General features: G+C 69.9%; 11 protein-coding genes and 6 pseudogenes. 14 read left to right on the top strand and 3 right to left on the bottom strand.

Features of this window, described 5'->3' with window-relative positions:
* Window positions 1–10 precede the first annotated feature (10 nt).
* The 3 genes and pseudogenes from hisD to ACZZ0J_RS00915 all read left to right on the top strand — a co-directional run bounded on the left by hisD (window position 11) and on the right by ACZZ0J_RS00915 (window position 2,949).
* Window positions 11–1,317, top strand: a pseudogene (hisD, locus tag ACZZ0J_RS00905) (histidinol dehydrogenase).
* 13 nt (window positions 1,318–1,330) lie between these two features.
* Window positions 1,331–1,876, top strand: coding sequence for a transcriptional regulator NrdR (gene nrdR / locus ACZZ0J_RS00910; protein WP_463434177.1), 546 nt, complete (start codon window positions 1,331–1,333; stop codon window positions 1,874–1,876).
* 65 nt (window positions 1,877–1,941) lie between these two features.
* Window positions 1,942–2,949 carry a quinone-dependent dihydroorotate dehydrogenase gene (locus ACZZ0J_RS00915; protein ID WP_463438118.1) on the top strand — a complete coding sequence of 336 codons (1,008 nt, stop codon included), beginning with the start codon at window positions 1,942–1,944 and terminating at the stop codon, window positions 2,947–2,949.
* A gap of 397 nt (window positions 2,950–3,346) precedes the next feature.
* Here ACZZ0J_RS00915 and ACZZ0J_RS00920 read toward each other — a convergent pair whose 3' ends face one another.
* On the bottom strand, window positions 3,347–3,922 hold the full coding sequence (locus tag ACZZ0J_RS00920; protein WP_260213429.1) for a DUF3043 domain-containing protein: 576 nt from the start codon (window positions 3,920–3,922) through the stop codon (window positions 3,347–3,349).
* Window positions 3,923–3,975: 53 nt separating this feature from the next.
* On the opposite strand from ACZZ0J_RS00920, the pseudogene ACZZ0J_RS00925 reads away from it, so the two are divergent.
* The 6 genes and pseudogenes from ACZZ0J_RS00925 (at window position 3,976) to ACZZ0J_RS00950 (ending at window position 10,776) form a co-directional block, all read left to right on the top strand.
* A pseudogene (locus ACZZ0J_RS00925) lies at window positions 3,976–5,402 on the top strand (M20/M25/M40 family metallo-hydrolase).
* Between the two features lie 58 nt (window positions 5,403–5,460).
* Window positions 5,461–5,831 (top strand): annotated as a pseudogene (locus ACZZ0J_RS00930) (HesB/IscA family protein).
* Between the two features lie 267 nt (window positions 5,832–6,098).
* Entirely contained in the window at window positions 6,099–7,001 is a 903-nt protein-coding gene (gene ctaC / locus ACZZ0J_RS00935) for an aa3-type cytochrome oxidase subunit II (protein WP_111085770.1), read from the top strand.
* A gap of 11 nt (window positions 7,002–7,012) precedes the next feature.
* The gene (gene ctaD / locus ACZZ0J_RS00940) at window positions 7,013–8,749 is read left to right on the top strand and encodes an aa3-type cytochrome oxidase subunit I (protein ID WP_173168381.1); all 1,737 of its coding nucleotides are present in this window, start codon (window positions 7,013–7,015) and stop codon (window positions 8,747–8,749) included.
* 4 nt (window positions 8,750–8,753) lie between these two features.
* Window positions 8,754–9,170, top strand: a complete 417-nt coding sequence (locus ACZZ0J_RS00945; protein WP_111085768.1) for a cytochrome c oxidase subunit 4 — start codon at window positions 8,754–8,756, stop codon at window positions 9,168–9,170.
* Window positions 9,171–9,403: 233 nt separating this feature from the next.
* Window positions 9,404–10,776, top strand: a pseudogene (locus ACZZ0J_RS00950) (glucose-6-phosphate dehydrogenase).
* Between the two features lie 102 nt (window positions 10,777–10,878).
* On the opposite strand, the pseudogene ACZZ0J_RS00955 reads toward ACZZ0J_RS00950, so the two are convergent.
* Window positions 10,879–12,740 (bottom strand): annotated as a pseudogene (locus ACZZ0J_RS00955) (glycoside hydrolase family 15 protein).
* A gap of 165 nt (window positions 12,741–12,905) precedes the next feature.
* Window positions 12,906–13,969 (bottom strand): annotated as a pseudogene (locus ACZZ0J_RS00960) (App1 family protein).
* 255 nt (window positions 13,970–14,224) lie between these two features.
* Here ACZZ0J_RS00960 and ACZZ0J_RS00965 point away from each other — a divergent pair.
* From ACZZ0J_RS00965 to ACZZ0J_RS00985, 5 genes are all read left to right on the top strand, one after another.
* Window positions 14,225–14,755 (top strand): TetR/AcrR family transcriptional regulator, encoded by a 531-nt coding sequence (locus ACZZ0J_RS00965; RefSeq protein WP_248703474.1) that lies wholly within the window; start codon window positions 14,225–14,227, stop codon window positions 14,753–14,755.
* A 214-nt stretch (window positions 14,756–14,969) separates the two neighbouring features.
* Window positions 14,970–15,893, top strand: a complete 924-nt coding sequence (locus ACZZ0J_RS00970; RefSeq protein ID WP_123292493.1) for an ABC transporter ATP-binding protein — start codon at window positions 14,970–14,972, stop codon at window positions 15,891–15,893.
* On the top strand, window positions 15,890–16,606 hold the full coding sequence (locus tag ACZZ0J_RS00975; RefSeq protein WP_463434186.1) for an ABC transporter permease: 717 nt from the start codon (window positions 15,890–15,892) through the stop codon (window positions 16,604–16,606). Before ACZZ0J_RS00970 ends, ACZZ0J_RS00975 begins: the two co-directional genes overlap by 4 nt.
* Window positions 16,603–17,331 (top strand): ABC transporter permease, encoded by a 729-nt coding sequence (locus ACZZ0J_RS00980; protein ID WP_463434188.1) that lies wholly within the window; start codon window positions 16,603–16,605, stop codon window positions 17,329–17,331. Before ACZZ0J_RS00975 ends, ACZZ0J_RS00980 begins: the two co-directional genes overlap by 4 nt.
* Window positions 17,328–18,248, top strand: a complete 921-nt coding sequence (locus tag ACZZ0J_RS00985) for an ABC transporter substrate-binding protein (RefSeq protein WP_194648719.1) — start codon at window positions 17,328–17,330, stop codon at window positions 18,246–18,248. Before ACZZ0J_RS00980 ends, ACZZ0J_RS00985 begins: the two co-directional genes overlap by 4 nt.
* The last annotated feature ends 57 nt before the right edge of the window (window positions 18,249–18,305 follow it).

Here is an 18,305-nt window from a genome sequence, read left to right on the forward strand (position 1 = left end):
TTGTCCCCTGATGATGCAGCGAATCGACCTCCGCGGCGGCCTGCCCGCCCGTGCCGAACTCCTCCGACTCATGCCGCGCGCCGTGGGTGACGTCTCGCACGCGGTCGACGCCGCCCGCGAGCTCGTCGAGGACGTCCGACACCGCGGAGCGGACGCACTGCACGACCAGGCCGAACGCTTCGACGGGGGCGCCCCGGCGAACGTCCGGGTGCCGGTCGCCGAGATCGCGGCGGCCGTCGCCGGACTGACCCCGAACTGCGGGAAGCGCTCGACGAAGCCATCCGCCGCGTCCGAGCCGCCAGCGCCGCACAGGTGCCGGCCGGCTCCGTCACCACCCTCGCCGACGGCGCTGAGGTGCACCAGCGCTGGCAGCCGATGCGCCGCGTCGGGCTCTACGTGCCCGGTGGCAAGGCCGTCTACCCGTCGAGCGTCGTCATGAACGTCGTCCCGGCGCAGGTCGCCGGGGTCCGGTCGATCGCGCTCGTGTCCCCGCCGCAGCGCGACCACGGCGGTGCGGTCCACCCGACGATCCTGGCCGCGGCCGGACTGCTCGGCATCGACGAGGTCTACGCGATGGGCGGCGCCGGTGCGATCGGCGCGCTGGCGTACGGCGTGCCCGCGATCGACCTCGAGCCCGTCGACCTGGTCACCGGTCCTGGCAACAACTACGTCGCCGCCGCGAAGCGCCTGGTGCGCGGTGTCGTCGGCATCGACGCCGAGGCCGGCGCGACCGAGATCCTCGTGATCGCCGACGAGACCGCCGACCCCGGGTTCGTCGCCGCCGACCTCATCAGCCAGGCCGAGCACGACGAGCAGGCCGGCAGTGTGCTGGTGACGACGTCGGCGACGTTCGCCGATGCGGTCGAAGCCGCCATCCCGGAACGCACGGCCGTGCTCGGGACGGCTGCGCGCCTCCAGACCGCCCTGGACGGACCGCAGTCCGCGATCGTGCTGGTGGACTCGCTCGCCGACGCCGCGACCGTGAGCAACGCGTACGGGCCGGAGCACCTCGAGATCCAGACGGCGGACGACGACGCGGTGCTCGCCGACATCGACGCCGCCGGAGCGGTGTTCGTCGGGCCGAGCACGCCTGTCAGCCTGGGGGACTACCTGGCCGGGTCGAACCACGTGCTGCCCACCGGTGGCCAGGCGCGCTTCGGTTCCGGCCTGTCCGCGTCGACGTTCCTCCGGCCGCAGCAGGTCATCCGGTACTCGGCGTCCGCGCTCGACGAGGTCGCCGCGCACATCGTCGCGCTGTCGACCGAGGAGCAGCTCCCCGCGCACGGCGCAGCCGTGACGGAGCGCACGAACCGATAGCCTGGGCGACGACATGTTCTGCCCTTTCTGCCGCCACCCGGACTCCCGCGTCGTCGACTCACGGACGAGCGATGACGGAACCTCCATCCGCCGCCGTCGACAGTGCCCGAACTGCGGACGACGCTTCTCGACCACCGAGACCGCGTCGCTCAACGTCGTCAAGCGCAACGGCGTCACCGAACCCTTCAGCCGCGACAAGATCGTCTCCGGCGTGCGCAAGGCCTGCCAGGGGCGCCCGGTCACCGACGGGGACCTGGCCGTGCTCGCGCAGCGCGTCGAGGAGACCGTGCGGTCGTCCGGCTCGAGCCAGATCGACGCGAACGACATCGGCCTCGCGATCCTCGCGCCGCTCCGTGAGCTCGACGAGGTCGCGTACCTGCGCTTCGCCAGCGTCTACCAGGCCTTCGACTCGCTCGAGGACTTCGAGGACGCCATCGGCCAGCTCCGCCGTGACCACCACGGTGCTGCGGCTGGCGGGGTTGCGGGTGCCGGTTCGCCTTCAGGTGCCGCCGGCTCGCCTTCGGGTACCGCCGGCTCGCCGGCGGGTGCCGGCGCGTGAGCGGCGTCGCGGAAGGCCTGGTCCGCTCCGGGTACGCCGTCGTCTTCCGGTCGGTCTTCGCCAAGATGGACCCCGAGCGGGCCCACCACCTGGCGTTCGCCGTCATCAAGGCGCTGCCGCACGTGCCGTTCGTCGGCGGTCTGGTCGAGCGGTACTCCCGCCCGGCAGCTGCTGACGGCATCACGACGATGGGCATCCACTTCCCGTCGCGCTTCGGCCTCGCCGCCGGGTTCGACAAGGACGCTCGCGGCATCGGCGGCCTCGGCCTGCTCGGTTTCGGCCACGTCGAGGTCGGCACGATCACGGCGAAGCCCCAGCCCGGCAACGAGCGCCCGCGCCTGTTCCGCCTCGTCGAGGACCGTGCGCTCATCAACCGCATGGGCTTCAACAACCACGGTGCTGGTGCTGCTGCCCGACGGCTCGAGCGCGCCCGACGCAACCCTGGCCGCCCGGTCATCGGCGTGAACATCGGCAAGAGCCGGGTCGTCGCCGTCGAGGACGCCATCGACGACTACCTCGAGTCGACGCGTCGCCTCGCGCCGTTCGCGGACTACCTGGCGGTCAACGTCAGCTCCCCGAACACGCCCGGACTGCGCGGCCTGCAGGAACTCGACCAGCTCCGACCGCTGCTGTCCGCCGTGCGCGACGCCGCAGGCGACACGCCCGTGCTGGTGAAGATCGCGCCGGACCTGACCGATGAGCAGGTCGACGCCATCGCCGGCCTCGCGGTGTCGCTCGGGCTGTCGGGCATCATCGCCAACAACACGACGATCTCCCGTGAGGGGCTCACCGTGGACCCGGCTGACGTCGAGGCCTTGGGTGCCGGGGGACTCTCCGGTGCTCCTGTCGCCGCGCGCTCGCTCGAGGTGCTGCGTCGGGTCCGTGCCGCGGTGCCCGCCGAGTTCTGCGTCATCGCCGTCGGCGGGGTGACGACCGAGCAAGACGTGCAGGACCGCATCGACGCCGGGGCCACCCTGGTGCAGGGCTACACGGCGTTCCTCTACGAGGGGCCGAGCTGGGCCACGCGCATCAACCGCTTGCGCCGCAAGCGGCTGCGCCGCGCCGCGCGCTGAGCGCGCGCGGGCGCGGGCGCGGCCCGTCCGGCGTTCCCGGTGCCCTCCAGGTTCCGAAATCTCGGCATCTCGCGGCTCTCGGCGGCCGTCTGTGGAACCTCGGCGGCGTGCACGCGGCGAGTCGTGGAACCTCGCCGACCACCCCTGGGACGGGAGGCCCGGTGCGGTCCCACCACGGGCCTCCCGTCCGGCGGTGCGTGGCCACGCCCGGACGCGGCCGCCGAGTGTCCGAGACTTCGGAACCTCGGCGCGCGGGCGGGCCGTCTGTGGAACCTCGGCGGCGTGCACGCGGCGAGTTGTGGAACCTCGCCGCGCAGCCCGCGCAGCCCGCGCACGCCGGGACGACGAAGCGCCGCCCGGCGAGGCCGGACGGCGCTTCGGGACAGCGACGCTGGGGTCAGAGGGCGGGGTACTCCCCGCGCTTGACCTGGGGCTTCGGCAGGCGCAGGAACCGCAGCTGCCACGCCCGCGTCAGGATGTAGAGGAACGTGCCGCGCTGCAGCTCGCCGAACTTGGCGGTGAGCTTGCGCCGCATCGACAGCCAGAGGACCACGCAGTCGATCACGAACAGGGCCACGAACGCCCACACGAGCAGGAGCGAGTACGAGGCGATCGCGGTCTGCGAGGCGGCGAACCCGACGATCAGGAACAGCACGAGCACCGGCATCATGATCTCGCCGACGTTCCAGCGCGCGTCGATCCAGTTGCGGAGGAAGCGACGCTGCTCACCGCGGTCCTTCGCCGGCAGGTAGCGCTCTTCGCCGTTGGCCATGCCGACCCGGGCACGCTCGCGGTCGGAGTTGAGACGCGCGCGGGCGGCCTTCTTGTCGACCGGCGTGTTGCCGACGAGGGGGCGGCGGTTCGCTGCCTCGCGCTCACGGCGGGACGGCGTCGGGCGGCCCTTGCCCTGCTCGAGGAGTTCTTCCTCGGTGGGGTTCACGGTCGTGTTGGTCTTGGGGGCTGCCTTCGCCACGGTGCGTTCCTAACGGCGTTGTGCGTGCGGGATCGTCCTCTAGATTACCGGGCATGACCGACACCGCACAGCCCAGCTCCGCGACCGACCCCGCTCTCCTCGACGCCCTGCGCGAACAGGTGCAGGGTGCACTGCCCACGACGATCGCCGATCTGTCCGCGCTGGTGCGGATCCCGTCGGTGTCGTGGTCGGCGTTCGACGAGTCGCACGTGCTCGCGAGCGCGCGTGCCGTGGCGGACCTGGCGCTGAGCACCGGGGTCTTCGCCGAGGACCAGGTGGAGATCATCCGTTCAGCGATCAGCGACGACGAACCGCTCGAGCTCGGCCAGCCCGCAGTGCTCGCCGTCCGCCCGGCCCGGAACGGCAAGCCGACCGTCATGCTCTACGCCCACCACGACGTGCAGCCGCAGGGCGACGACGCCCTGTGGGAGACCCCGCCGTTCGAGCCGACCCTCCGCGGTGACCGGCTGTACGGTCGCGGCGCCTCGGACGACAAGGCCGGCGTGATGACGCACATCGCGTCGCTCCGGGCGATCCACGCGCAGTTCGGCGACGACCTCGACCTCGGTGTCGTCCTGTTCGTCGAGGGTGAGGAGGAGTTCGGCTCCCGGTCGTTCCGCACCTTCCTCGCCGACCAGAAGGAACGGCTGGCTGCCGACGTCATCGTGGTCGCCGACAGCGACAACTGGTCGGTGGACGTGCCGTCGATCACCGTGTCGCTCCGCGGCAACGTCACCTTCAAGCTCACCCTGACGACCCTCGAGCACGCCAGCCACAGCGGGATGTTCGGGGAGCGGCGCCGGACGCCATGATCCCGATGGTCAAGCTGCTCGCGTCGCTGCACGACGACGCCGGCTCCGTCGCGGTCGACGGGCTCACCTCGTACGAGGCCGACGTCCCGGCTCGCACCGACGACGAGCTCGCCGTCGACGCGGCCCTGGTGGCGGGCGTCCGACCGATCGGCACCGGCGAGGTCCTGTCCCGCATGTGGTTCCAGCCGTCGATCACCGTGACCGGCATGGACGTGCCGAGCGTCGCGAACGCCTCCAACACGCTGCTCCCGACCGTCTCCGCCCGCGTCTCGGTGCGGGTCGCACCCGGCCAGCCCGCCACGGAGGCGTACGCGGCCGTCGAGCGGCACCTGCGGGCACACGTGCCCTTCGGTGCCCGGATGGAGATCTCCGAGCCGGACAGCGGCGACGGTTTCCTCGTCGACACGGCCGGCTGGGCCGTCCAGGAGGCCCGCACGGCCATGCGCGAGGGCTGGGGTGCCGAGGCGGTCGAACAGGGCATCGGCGGCTCGATCCCGTTCGTCTCGGACCTCGCGGCAGAGTTCCCGGAGGCCCAGATCCTGGTCACCGGGGTGGAGGACCCGGACACCCGCGCCCACAGCCCGAACGAGTCGCAGCACCTCGGCGTCCTGCACCGGGCCATCGCGTCCGAGGCGATCCTGCTCGCCAGGCTCGCGACGCGCAGCTGACGGTGCTTACAATCGACGCCAGGCGCGGTGAACCGCACCGCCCGGAGGGAGACGCGCGATGAGCGACACCATCACCACCGACGCACCGGTGACCGAGGCGGCCTCGCACGGCGTCCTCCTGAGCGACGCCGCGGCCGGCAAGGTGGCGAGTCTCCTCGAGCAGGAGGGCCGCGACGACCTGCGCCTGCGCCTCGCCGTCCAGCCCGGGGATGCTCTGGTCTGATCTACCAGCTGTACTTCGACGAGCGCCTGCTCGACGGTGACGTCACCGCCGAGTTCGACGGGGTCGAGGTCGTCGTCGACAAGATGAGCGTCCCGTACCTCGACGGCGCGACGATCGACTTCGAGGACACCATCCAGAAGCAGGGCTTCACGATCGACAACCCGAACGCGCAGGGCAGCTGCGCGTGCGGTGACAGCTTCCACTGATCACCAGCCGATCCGACACGCGAGCGGGGAGCGACCGACACGGTCGCTCCCCGCTCGCGTTCGTCGGGGGATGCGGTCGCAGTGTGACCGGGGAAAACGGCCGGTCAGGAGTGCGGATCGCGGCGATGAGCGTGTCGGGTGTGCGCGAGCGGTACCGAGCTGCGAGTAAGCTAGGAGTGTTCCAATCAAGCTGGGAGCCAGCCAAGTGTCGCCTTCGTGCGGCTCGGCGGGTTCGGCCCGAGCTCACGTCTTTTGCGAGAGGTAACAGTGCGTTCGAATCGCCGTATACGTTGGGCGGCCGTCCCGGTGGCCGTCGGTCTGGTCATCGCACTGGCTGGCTGCACGCAGCAGCAGATGAACGGATGGCTCCCCGGCACGGAGGAGACGAAGGACGTCACCAACCACACGAGCCGCATCGTCGGCCTGTGGACCACCAGCTGGGTGGTGCTCCTCGCCGTCGGTCTCATCGTCTGGGGCCTGATCATCTGGGCCGCCATCGTGTACCGCCGCCGGAAGGGCCAGACCGGCCTGCCCGTGCAGATGCGCTACAACATGCCGCTCGAGATCTTCTACACGATCGTGCCGCTCATCCTCGTGCTGGGCTTCTTCGCCTTCACCGCGAAGGACCAGGCCGCGATCGAGAAGCCGTTCGACGACCCCGACGCCACCGTGCACGTGTACGGCAAGCGCTGGGCGTGGGACTTCAACTACATCAACAAGGACAACCCCGAGGACAGCGTCTACTACCAGGGCATCCAGGCTCAGGAAGAAGAGAACGCCAAGGGCGCCATCGACGAGTCGCAGCTGCCGACCCTGTACCTGCCGCAGGGCAAGAAGGTCGCGATCGAGCTCTCCTCGCGCGACGTCGACCACTCCTTCTGGATCATCGACTTCCTGTACAAGAAGGACATGCTCCCCGGCAAGACGAACTGGGAGTACTTCATCCCGGAGAAGCTCGGGACGTACCAGGGCAAGTGCGCGGAGCTCTGCGGTGAGTACCACTCGCTGATGCTCTTCCAGGTGAAGGTCGTCACGCCGGCGCAGTACCAGGACTACCTCGACACCCTGAAGGACCAGGGCAAGGTCGGGCTCCTCGGTGACGAGTACAACACCAACACGAACGAACCGAACAACAAGGCGCCGGTCGAGGCGTCCAGCGAGAACAAGTAGGGGCTCGTCAGATGACAACGTCTTTCGTCGGCCAACCGACCCAGACTGCTTCGCCGGACTTCCAGGCGTCGAAGGTGGGCCGGAAGGGCAACATCATCGTCCGGTGGATCACCTCCACCGACCACAAGACCATCGGGTACATGTACCTGATCGCGTCGTTCGTCTTCTTCCTGCTCGCGGGTGTGATGGCCCTGGTCATCCGTGCCCAGCTGTTCGAGCCCGGCCTGCACGTGGTCGCGACGAAGGAGCAGTACAACCAGCTCTTCACGATGCACGGCACGATCATGCTGCTGATGTTCGCGACGCCGCTCTTCTCGGGCTTCGCGAACGCGATCATGCCGCTCCAGATCGGTGCTCCCGACGTCGCCTTCCCGCGACTCAACGGCTTCGCGTTCTGGCTCTACCTGTTCGGCTCGCTCATCGCGGTCGGCGGCTTCCTCACCCCGCAGGGTGCGGCCTCGTTCGGCTGGTTCGCCTACGCGCCACTGAGTGACACGACGTTCACACCAGGGCTCGGCGGCACTCTCTGGGTCTTCGGACTCGGCATGACCGGCTTCTCGACGATCCTCGGCGCGGTGAACTTCATCACCACCATCATCACGATGCGCGCCCCGGGTCTGACGATGTTCCGCATGTCGATCTTCACGTGGAACACCCTCGTGACGGCGCTGCTCGTCCTGATGGCCTTCCCGGTGCTCGCCACCGCGCTGTTCGGCCTCGGGCTCGACCGGGTGTTCGACGCGCAGATCTTCAACCCGGCCAACGGCGGTGCGCTGCTCTGGCAGCACCTGTTCTGGTTCTTCGGGCACCCCGAGGTGTACATCATCGCGCTGCCGTTCTTCGGCATCGTGTCCGAGGTCTTCCCGGTCTTCAGCCGCAAGCCGATCTTCGGGTACAAGACGCTCGTCTACGCGACCATCGCGATCGCGGCCCTGTCGGTCACGGTCTGGGCGCACCACATGTACGTCACCGGTGGCGTCCTGCTGCCCTGGTTCTCGCTCATGACGATGCTCATCGCGGTCCCGACCGGCGTGAAGATCTTCAACTGGGTCGGCACGATGTGGCGCGGCTCGGTGACCTTCGAGACCCCGCTGCTGTGGGCCGTCGGCTTCCTCATCACGTTCACGTTCGGTGGCCTCACCGGTGTGATCCTGGCGTCGCCGCCGCTCGACTTCCACGTGTCCGACTCGTACTTCGTCGTGGCGCACTTCCACTACGTGGTCTTCGGCACCGTCGTCTTCGCGATGTTCTCCGGCTTCTACTTCTGGTGGCCGAAGTGGACGGGCAAGATGCTCAACGAGCGTCTTGGCAAGATCCACTTCTGGCTCCTGTTCATCGGGTTCCACACCACGTTCCTCATCCAGCACTGGCTGGGCGTCATCGGCATGCCGCGTCGCTACGCGACCTACCTGCCGAACGACGGCTTCACCTGGATGAACCAGCTGTCGACGATCGGCTCGATGATCCTCGCGATCTCGTTCCTGCCGTTCATCTTCAACGTCTACGTGACGGCCCGGAACGCACCGAAGGTCGCCGTGAACGACCCGTGGGGCTACGGCCGCTCGCTCGAGTGGGCCACCAGCTGCCCGCCGCCCCGCCACAACTTCACGTCGATCCCGCGGATCCGTTCCGAGTCCCCGGCCTTCGACCTGAACCACCCCGAGGCAGGTGTGCCGATCGGTGTCGGCCCCGCGAAGGACGCCCCGGATGCCCCGACCTACGACGCCGCGAAGGGCGAGGTGAAGTAAGCCGATGCGCGCGAACACCAACCTGTTCTGGATCCTCTTCGGGTTCTTCATCCTCGCGGACGCCGCGTACACGATCTGGGCGCTGCTCTACTACGGCCACCCGGAGTGGGTCGGCACCGTGGCGATCGGCCTGACCGGCATCATGTCCGCGTTCATCGCCTTCTACCTCGGTAAGGTCATGGCGTCCCAGGGCGGCGTGCTGCCCGAGGACCGCCCCGACGCCAACATCGAGGACGGCGACGCCGAGCTCGGGCACTTCAGCCCGTGGTCGTGGTGGCCCATCCTGCTGGCCGCAGCGGTCGCCGTCTGCTTCCTCGGTGTCGCAGCCGGCCTGTGGATCGTCCCGATCGGACTCGCCCTGGTGGCGGTCACCCTGGTCGGCTGGGTCTACGAGTACTACCGCGGCAACTTCGGGCACTGACCTGACGCTGCAACGCACCTGACACTTCGGGCGGCACCACATCCGGTGCCGCCCGAAGTGCGTCCAGGCGCTGCACGACCACAGCACACGACCCGGCGCTGCGAGCGCAGCGCACGACCCGGCGCTGCACACCACAGCGCCCCACGATCTCCGGTTCCCGATCCGGAACAAACGGGCCCGCCCGCGGCTTGACTGGAGCGGACCTCCCACCACAGCGAAAGGAGTCACCTCAGGTGACCGACAAGCGCACCCTCATCATCTTCGGCGCGACGGGCGACCTCGCCTCCCGCCTGCTGCTGCCGGGCCTCGGCACGTTCCTGCAGAGCGGTCGAGCGGTTCCCGTCCAGCTCATCGGCACGGGCCGCAGCGCCCGCAGCGAGGAGCAGTGGAAGGACATCGTCACGAAGTCCTTTGCGTCGCAGGACGTCAAGGGACCCGAGGTCGACGCCACGCTCGCGTCGACCCAGTTCATCCAGGGCGACCCCACCGACCCGGAGCACCTCACGGCACTGCTCGACGCGGCCGAGGCCGAGCCGATCCTCTACTTCGCCCTGCCCCCGCAGATCGCCTCCGACATCTGCGAGGCACTGCAGCAGGTCGAACTCCCCGCTGGCACCACCCTCGCCTTCGAGAAGCCGTTCGGCACCGACGTCGCCAGCGCCCAGGCCCTCAACGAGACCGTGCTGAAGCTGGTCCCGGAAGAGCGCGTGCACCGCACCGACCACTTCCTCGGACGCACCACGGTCCTGAACATCATCGGTCTGCGCTTCGCGAACCGCCTGTTCGAGCCGATCTGGAACGCCGACAACATCGAGAAGGTCGACGTCTTCTACGACGAGACCCTCGGTCTCGAGAACCGCGCCCAGTACTACGACGAGGCCGGCGCGATGGTCGACATGATCCAGTCGCACCTGCTGCAGATCCTCGGCATCGTGACGATGGACGCCCCGGCGGACATCGACGCGGTCGAGTTCCGCTCGTCCCTGGCCCGGGTGCTCCGTTCGACCCAGCTCAAGGGCGGCGACCCGAAGATCGCGTCGCGTCGCGCCGTCTACACGGCCGGCACGATCGACGGCAAGGAGCTGCCGTCCTACCAGGACGAGGACGGCGTCGACAAGTCGCGGAGCACCGAGACGCTCGCCGAGATCTCGGTCGAGGTCGACACTGCCCGCTGGAAGGGCGTCCCGTTCACGCTGCGTTCCGGCAAGGCTCTCGGCACCAGCCGGAAAGAGGTGCTGATCACCTTCAAGCCGGTCACCCGTCTGCCCTCCGGCCTGAGCGGTCGCCCGAAGGCGGACACGCTCCGCATCGTCCTGAACCCGGACGAGATCGAGCTGACCGTGTCGGCCAACGGCGGTGGCAACCCGTTCGAGATGGGCCAGGTCACCCTGTCGTCGTCGTTCAGCGACGGCGAGCTGACCCCTACGGCGAGGTCCTGAACGGCATCTTCCACGACGACCCGCTGCTCTCGATCCGCGGCGACGTGGCCGAGCGCTGCTGGGAGATCGTCGAGCCGGTCGTCAAGGCCTGGAAGGCCGACGAGGTCCCGCTCGAGGAGTACCGCGCCGGTTCGCGCGGCCCGGCGGACTGGGAGTCGTCGTCCTGACGGACGTGACCGTCGCGCCCTGAACGGGCGGAACTGCGGACGGGAGGCACGGTGCCAGCTGGCACCGTGCCTCCCGTCCGTTTCATGGTCAGCACCACCGCATCAGGCGGGGGTGCCGGCGCGCTCGCCCTCGCCGGTCCACGAGCGGGTGCCGCCGTCGTGCACGGGCAGTCGCGTGCGGTGCCCGGTCGACGCGCCCCGCGCCCGCGCGATGGCGTCCGACGCGGACACGAGCGTCAGGTGCGACAGCACCTGGGGCGTGTTGCCGACGTGGTGTCCGGTGGCGACGTCGATCTCCTCGGAGAGCATGCCGACGTCGTTGGCGTACCCGACGAGCACGTCCATGAGGCGCTCGGCGTCGTCGATCCGGCCCGATGCCGCGTACTGCTCGACCAGCCAGAACGAGCACGCCAGGAACGGGTGCTCCGCGCCGGTGAGCCCGTCGAACCCCGACGACGTCCGGTACCGCAGCACGAGGCCGTCGGCGCCGGTGGACAGGTCCTGCTCGATGGCGGCGACGGTGCCGGTCATGCGGGCGTCGTGGGCGGAGACGTACCCGATCTGCGGCAGGACGAGCAGGCTCGCGTCGACCTCGTCGGTGTCGTAGTGCTGCCGGTAGCTGCCGCGTGCAGCGTTCCAGCCGTGCTCCTCGATCTCGGCCCGGACCTGGTCGCGCAGGGTGCGCCAGCGGTCCACGGGCCCTTCGAGACCGAACTCCTCGACCGCGGCGACCCCACGGTCGAACGCGGCCCAGATCATCGCGCGCGAGTGCGTGAAGTGCCGTCGCGGGCCGCGCATCTCCCAGATGCCGTTGTCGGGCTCCTGCCAGTGCTCCTCGACGTAGCCGAGCAGGGCGCGCTGCAGGGCCCACGAGTCGGCGTTCTCCTCGACCCCGAGCTCGCGGGCGTCGTGCAGGGCGGCCAGGACCTCGCCGAACACGTCGCCCTGGTACTGCGTGTACGCACCGTTGCCGACCCGGACGGGCGTCGAGCCGGCGTACCCGGGCAGGTGCGGGAGCTCCCGTTCCGGCAGTTCGCGCTCCCCGGCGATGCCGTACATGATCTGCACGTCGGCGGGGTCGCCCGCGATGGCGCGGAGCAACCAGCCGCGCCAGTGTGCCGCCTCGTCGCGGTAGCCGTGCGCGATGAGCGAGGCGAGGGCGAGGGAGGCGTCGCGGAGCCAGACGTAGCGGTAGTCCCAGTTGCGTTCCCCGCCCGGGTCCTCCGGCAGGCTCGTGGTCACGGCGGCCACCACGCCGCCGGTCTCGCCGTGGGTCATCGCGCGGAGCAGCAGGAGGGAGCGGCGGGCGGCGTCGGCGTAGCGACCCTCGGTGCGCGCCGTCGCCATCCAGTCCGTCCACCACGTCACGGTGCGGTGGAGCTCGACGTCGACGTCGACGGGCTCCGGGGCTCGCGGTGCGAGGGGTACCAGGTGAGCACGGTGTCGAGCACGTCACCGTCGTGGATGATCGCGGTGGCCGTGTGCCGGTGGTCCGAGGCCCGGAAGCGGGGACCGCGCACGATGACCGACCCGGGGCCGGCGGTGGCGAGCAGTGCCGGGTCCTCGTCGCCGCCGATCTGGCGCACCCACGGCAGCGCGAGGGCGTAGTCGAACCGGATCCGCAGGGTCTGCTGCACCTCGACCGAGCCGCTCAGTCCGCGGACCCGGCGGACGATGGACGGCCGGTGCGCGCCCACGGGCATGAACTCGGTCACCTCGACGGCACCGTCCGCCGTGGTCCACACCGTCGACAGGACGAGGGTGTCGCCGTGGTACTTCCGGTGCGCCGTCGCCGCGGGGTCGCTCGGGCGGAGCGTCCAGTGCCCGTGGTCCTCGGTGCCGAGCAGGGAGGCGAACGTGGCGGCGCTGTCGAAGCGCGGCAGGCACGCCCAGTCGATCGTGCCGTCGCGGCCGACGAGTGCGGCGGTCGAGGTGTCGCCGATGACGGCGTGGTCCTCGATCAGGTTCGGGGAGTCGCGGGGGGCGCGGGTGCTCGCTCGGTGTCGGCGGTCCGGTCCGTGTCGGTGCTCATGCCCCGATCGAACACCCGGAGGCCGAGCGTCGTGGCCGCGCGGACGGGACGCCGGCCGTCTGGCGGCCGCGTGCCGTCCGTGTGCCTGAAGCCTCGCTCAGGCCGGGTCGGAGGCGTCCGCCTCGGCGAGCCCGACCCGCGCGAGTTCGGACCAGAGCCCGGCACCGTCCGGTGCGTAGACCCACGGCGCCGAGGTGTCGCGGGAGCGCTCCTGCGCTCGGGAGCGTCCGCCGGCCAGGACCGCCTCGCTCGTGGACAGTTGCCGGATCGCGACGCCCGCGACGTTCTCCGGGTGCTCGCGGGCGAACTCGCCGTACAGCGACTCGTCGTGCTGGCCGTCGTCGCCGACGAGCAGCCACTGCACGTCCGGGAAGTCCTTCGCCAGACGCCGCAGGTTCTGCTGCTTGTGCAGCTGCCCGCTCCGGAAGAACCGGTCGTGCGTGGGACCCCAGTCGGTGAGCAGGAGCGTGCCGGACGGGTACATGTTGCGGGTCAGGAAGCGCTGCAGGGTCGGCGCCACGTTCCAGGCACCGGTGGACAGGTACACGGTCGGGGAGCCGGGGTGCTGTGCCTGCACGCGCTCGTAGAGCACGGACATTCCCGGCACGGGGCGGCGGGCGTGCTCGGTGAGGACGAAGGAGTTCCACGCCGCCAGCATCGGACGGGGAGTGAGGTCACCATGACGGTGTCGTCGATGTCGGACAGCAGGCCGAAGCGGGTGTCGGGGTGCACGACGAACACGTCCGCCTCGACGTCGCGCCCGCCGCCGGCCGACAAGCGGACGGTGCGCCAGCCCGGCTCGAGGTCGATCGGCACGATGGTGTCGACGACCCCGCCACGGTCGGTCTCGACGACGTGCGACACCCCTCCGGCGGTGACGGTGACCTCGGCGTGGTCGACCGCGACGCTCGTGAAGCTCTTCCATCCGCGGACACCGGCGTACGAGACGTCGGAGGCGAGGCCACGGCGGGTCAGCAGCACGCGGCAGAGGATGCGGACCCATCCGGGAGCGCCGTAGCCGGTGTAGGGGACGACGGTCGGGACCAGGCCACGGCTTCGGGCGCGGTGCTCGCGGAACTCCTGGACGGCGTCCTCGATGCGGGCCGCGCGGTGCAGGAGCGGCTCGGCCAACGACGGCTCGTGGGGCGTCGGGTCGGGCATCGCCCCATCATCCCATGCAGGACCCGGAAGTCCACGTCCCGCGGCACCTGTGGTGAGTCGCAGCCATGTTCCAGCCGGTCTCTGCGAAAATCGTCCTCGTCACACCAACGAACCGCGCTGGAGCGCAAGAGGAGAACACGTGCTCGTCACCGAGGTAACGAACGCTCTGCCGGGGGATCATCACTGCTCAGGAACGAGCCGGTCCAAGCCCGCAGTTCGGCGCGCCTCGCGGGTCTGCTCGACGCTGCTGCTGCGGTGATCGACGAGATCGGGTTCGAGCGACTCACGACCGCGATGGTCGCCGAGCGGGCCGGAGCGTCCATCGGCACCGTCTACCGCTACTTCCCGGACCGCATCGCCGTGGTCGACGCCCTCGCCATCCGCTGCACGCAGCGGCTCGCCGCGCGCTTCGTCGCGGCGCTCGACGCGAGCGGCGCGGAGACCTGGCAGCAGGCCTGCGACGCGCTGATCGACGAGACCGCTGAGCTGTACCGCACCGAGCCCGGCTTCCGCGCGATCCGCTTCGGCGACACCGCGGACACCGGCACCGGTGACGCCGAGGACCGCATGGGAGCGCTCGGCGCCGCCGTCGGGCAGATCATGCGCGACCGGTTCGGGCTGCCCGACAACGAGCGCATCGCACGTGCCTGGGTCGTGCTGGCCGAGTCCGGCCACGCCGTGCTGGCGCGGGCGCACCGCGACCGCGAGCACCCCGACACGGCGCTCATCGCCGAGTACCGCACCATGAGCCGTGCCCACATGGAGTCGGTGGTCGCCGCCGGCTGACCGCCGCGGGACCCCGCACCCATCCGACGACGCCCGCGCCTCCGAACAGGAGGCGCGGCGTCGTCGTCCGCGCTGGTTCCGTCGTGCGCTCGGTCCGGTCCACGGCGGTGCGCACCTGTCCGGGACGCGCCGCGTGCCGGAACAGGTGAACCGCTGTCGGACCCGACGGGTACTCTCATCCGGAGTCGGGCTACCTCCGAACAGAAGGGCACCCATGATCGAGTTCCGCTCGGTACGAAAGACCTACCCGGACGGCACCACCGCGGTCGACGACTTCGACCTCGTGATCCCGTCCCGGACCACCACCGTCTTCGTCGGCTCCAGCGGTTGCGGCAAGACGACGCTGCTCCGGATGATCAACCGCATGGTCGACCCCACCTCGGGTTCCGTGCAGATCGACGGATCCGACGTCTCCGGCGTCGACCCCGTGAAGCTCCGGCGGAGCATCGGGTACGTCATGCAGAACTCCGGTCTGCTGCCGCACCGCAAGGTCGTCGACAACATCGCGACTGTTCCCCTGCTCACCGGGGTGTCGAAGGCCGATGCCCGCACGCGTGCGCTCGAGCTCATGGACACCGTGGGACTCGACCGGGCGTTCGCCGACCGGTACCCGTCCCAGCTGTCCGGCGGGCAGCAGCAGCGCGTCGGTGTGGCCCGCGGCCTCGCCGTCGACCCGAACATCCTGCTCATGGACGAGCCCTTCGGCGCCGTCGACCCGCTGGTCCGCAACGACCTGCAGGACGAGCTCATCCGCCTGCAGCGTGAACTCGGCAAGACCGTCGTGTTCGTGACGCACGACATCGACGAGGCGTTCAAGCTCGGCGACCAGGTCGTCATCCTGAAGAAGGGCGGCGAGATCGCCCAGCAGGGCACGCCGTCCGAGATCCTGGCCGAGCCGGCGGACGACTTCGTCGCGAACTTCATCGGCGTCGGCCGGGGGCGTCGGTCGCTGCGCGTCGAGCACACCCCCACTGGCCCCATCGTCGTGGACGGCGACGGGCGTGCAGCCGGGGTCCTCACCGGACCGGTCAACGTCGTCGACGCCGCAGCAGCGGTGCAGGCCGACCCCGCATCGAACCAGGCCGGAGCGTCGCTCGACGCCCCGGGTGCTCCGGCGCAGGGTGAGGGCACGCGGTGAAGTGGGTCCTCGCGAACCTCGACACGATCCGTGACGACACGGTCTCGCACCTGGCGATCGCCATCCCGCCCATCATCATCGCGTTCCTGCTGTCCATCCCCATCGGCTGGCTCGTCGTCCGACTCCAGCGCCCCGGCGGATCGCGGTTCGCCTCTGGCGTCGGCAGCGGCATCGTGACGTTCGCCGGTCTGCTCTACGCGATCCCGTCCCTGGCGCTGTTCGTGGCGCTGCCGGGCATCATCGGCACCGGGCTGCAGAGCCCGGTCAACGTCGTGATCGGGCTGACCCTGTACGGCCTCGCGCTCATGGTCCGGTCGACCGTCGACGGGCTCACCTCGGTGGACTCGGGGACGAAGTCGGCCTCGACCGCGATGGGGTACTCGTCGGCGCAGCGGTTCTTCCGCGTCGAACTGCCGTTGGCCGGGCCGGTGCTGCTCGCCGGGCTGCGGGTGGTCTCGGTGTCCACGATCTCGCTGACGACCGTCGGCGCCGTCCTCGGCATCCAGAGCCTCGGGTCGCTGTTCACGGACGGCCTCGGCCGTGGGATCTACGAGGAGATCATCTCCGGCATCGTCATGGTCCTCGTCCTGGCGTTCGTGCTCGACGGGATCCTGGTGCTGCTCGGCCGGATCGTCATGCCGTGGACCCGGACGACCTCGGTGTCGCGCCGCCGGGCCCGCCGCGTCCTGCAAGCAGCGGAGGTCGCCTCGTGATCATCGGACAGGCCGTCGCCTGGGTCTTCGACCCCACCAACTACTCCGGGTACAACGCGATCCCCGGCCGCCTCTGGGAGCACATCTGGATCACGTTGCTCGCCGTGGTGATCGCCTCGGTGATCGCCGTGCCGATCGGGTACGCCATCGGCCACACGCGCCGCGCACGGGGCTTCTCGATCGCCGTGTCCGGCGGGATCCGCGCACTGCCGACGCTCGGCGTGCTCTCCCTGTTCGGACTCCTGCTCGGCATCGGCCTGCAGGCTCCGCTCCTGGCGCTCGTCGTGCTCGCCATCCCCTCGGTGCTGGCCGGTGCGTACTCGGGCATCGAGTCGGTCGAACCGGTGACCGTCGACGCCGCCAAGGCCCAGGGCATGACGGGCTGGCAGATCCTGTGGAAGGTCGAGGTCCCGCTCGGCCTGCCCCTGCTGATCGGCGGCTTCCGCGCGGCCGTGCTGCAGGTCGTGGCCACGGCGACGCTCGCCGCGTACGTCGGTGCCGGCGGCCTCGGCGGCTACTTCTTCCTCGGTCTGAAGACCCAGGACTACGCCGAGATGCTCGGCGCCTCCATCCTCGTGATCGCACTCGCGATCGCGTTCGAGATCGTGTTCGCCGTGCTGCAGCGGGCGTCGGTGCCCAAGGGCACCGCCGACCCGTCGGCCCGGCAGCGCCAGGGATCGCGCGAGCGAGCCCGCAATCCCATCCCGGAAGGAAATCCATCGTGATCACAGCAAAGATCCGTGCGGGCGTCGCAGCAGCGCTCGCACTGGGCGTCGCCGCCGCCCTGACCGGCTGCGCGTCGAGCGACCCGCTCGACAGCGGCTCCAGCGCGTCGTCCGACTCCAAGACGATCGTCGTCGGCTCGCAGCAGTACTACTCGAACGAGATCATCGCCGAGCTGTACGCCCAGGTCCTCGAGAAGAACGGCTTCGAGGTCAAGCGCAACTTCAACATCGGGCAGCGTGAGGTCTACATCCCGCAGCTCGAGAAGGGCGCGATCGACGTCATGCCCGAGTACAGCGGCAACCTGCTGCAGTACTTCGACAAGGACTCGACGGCGAAGACCGCCGACCAGATCGACGACGGCCTCGAGACGGCGCTGCCGAAGGGCCTCCGGGTCCTCGACGAGGCCGAGGCGACCGACCAGGACAGCTACACCGTCACGAAGAAGTTCTCCGAGGACAACGACGTGACGAGCCTGGCCGACCTGAAGGACGTCAAGTCGAAGCTCACCGTCGGCGCGAACTCCGAGTTCCAGACCCGTCCGTACGGTCCGAAGGGCCTGAAGTCGGTCTACGGCGTCGACGTCGACTTCAAGGCGGTCGAGGACTCCGGCGGGGCCCTGACGGTCAAGGCGCTGAAGGACGGCACCGTCCAGCTCGCCGACATCTACAGCGCCGACCCGAGCATCAAGGCGAACGACTTCGTCACGCTCGAGGACCCGGAGAACCTGATCCTGCCGCAGAACGTCATCCCCGTCGTCTCCGACAAGGTGAACGACAAGGCCGCGGACGCGATCGACTCGGTCAACGAGAAGCTGACGCCCGAGGCCCTGATCGAGCTCAACACCAAGAGCACGGCGGACAAGGAGAAGGCGTCGACCATCGCCAAGGAGTTCCTGACCGACGAGGGCCTGCTGTAGCAGCAGTCCTCGTGCGTTAGACGACAGGCGTCGGGCAACTGCCCGGCGCCTGTCGTC

Source organism: Curtobacterium sp. AC272 (assembly GCF_979258155.1).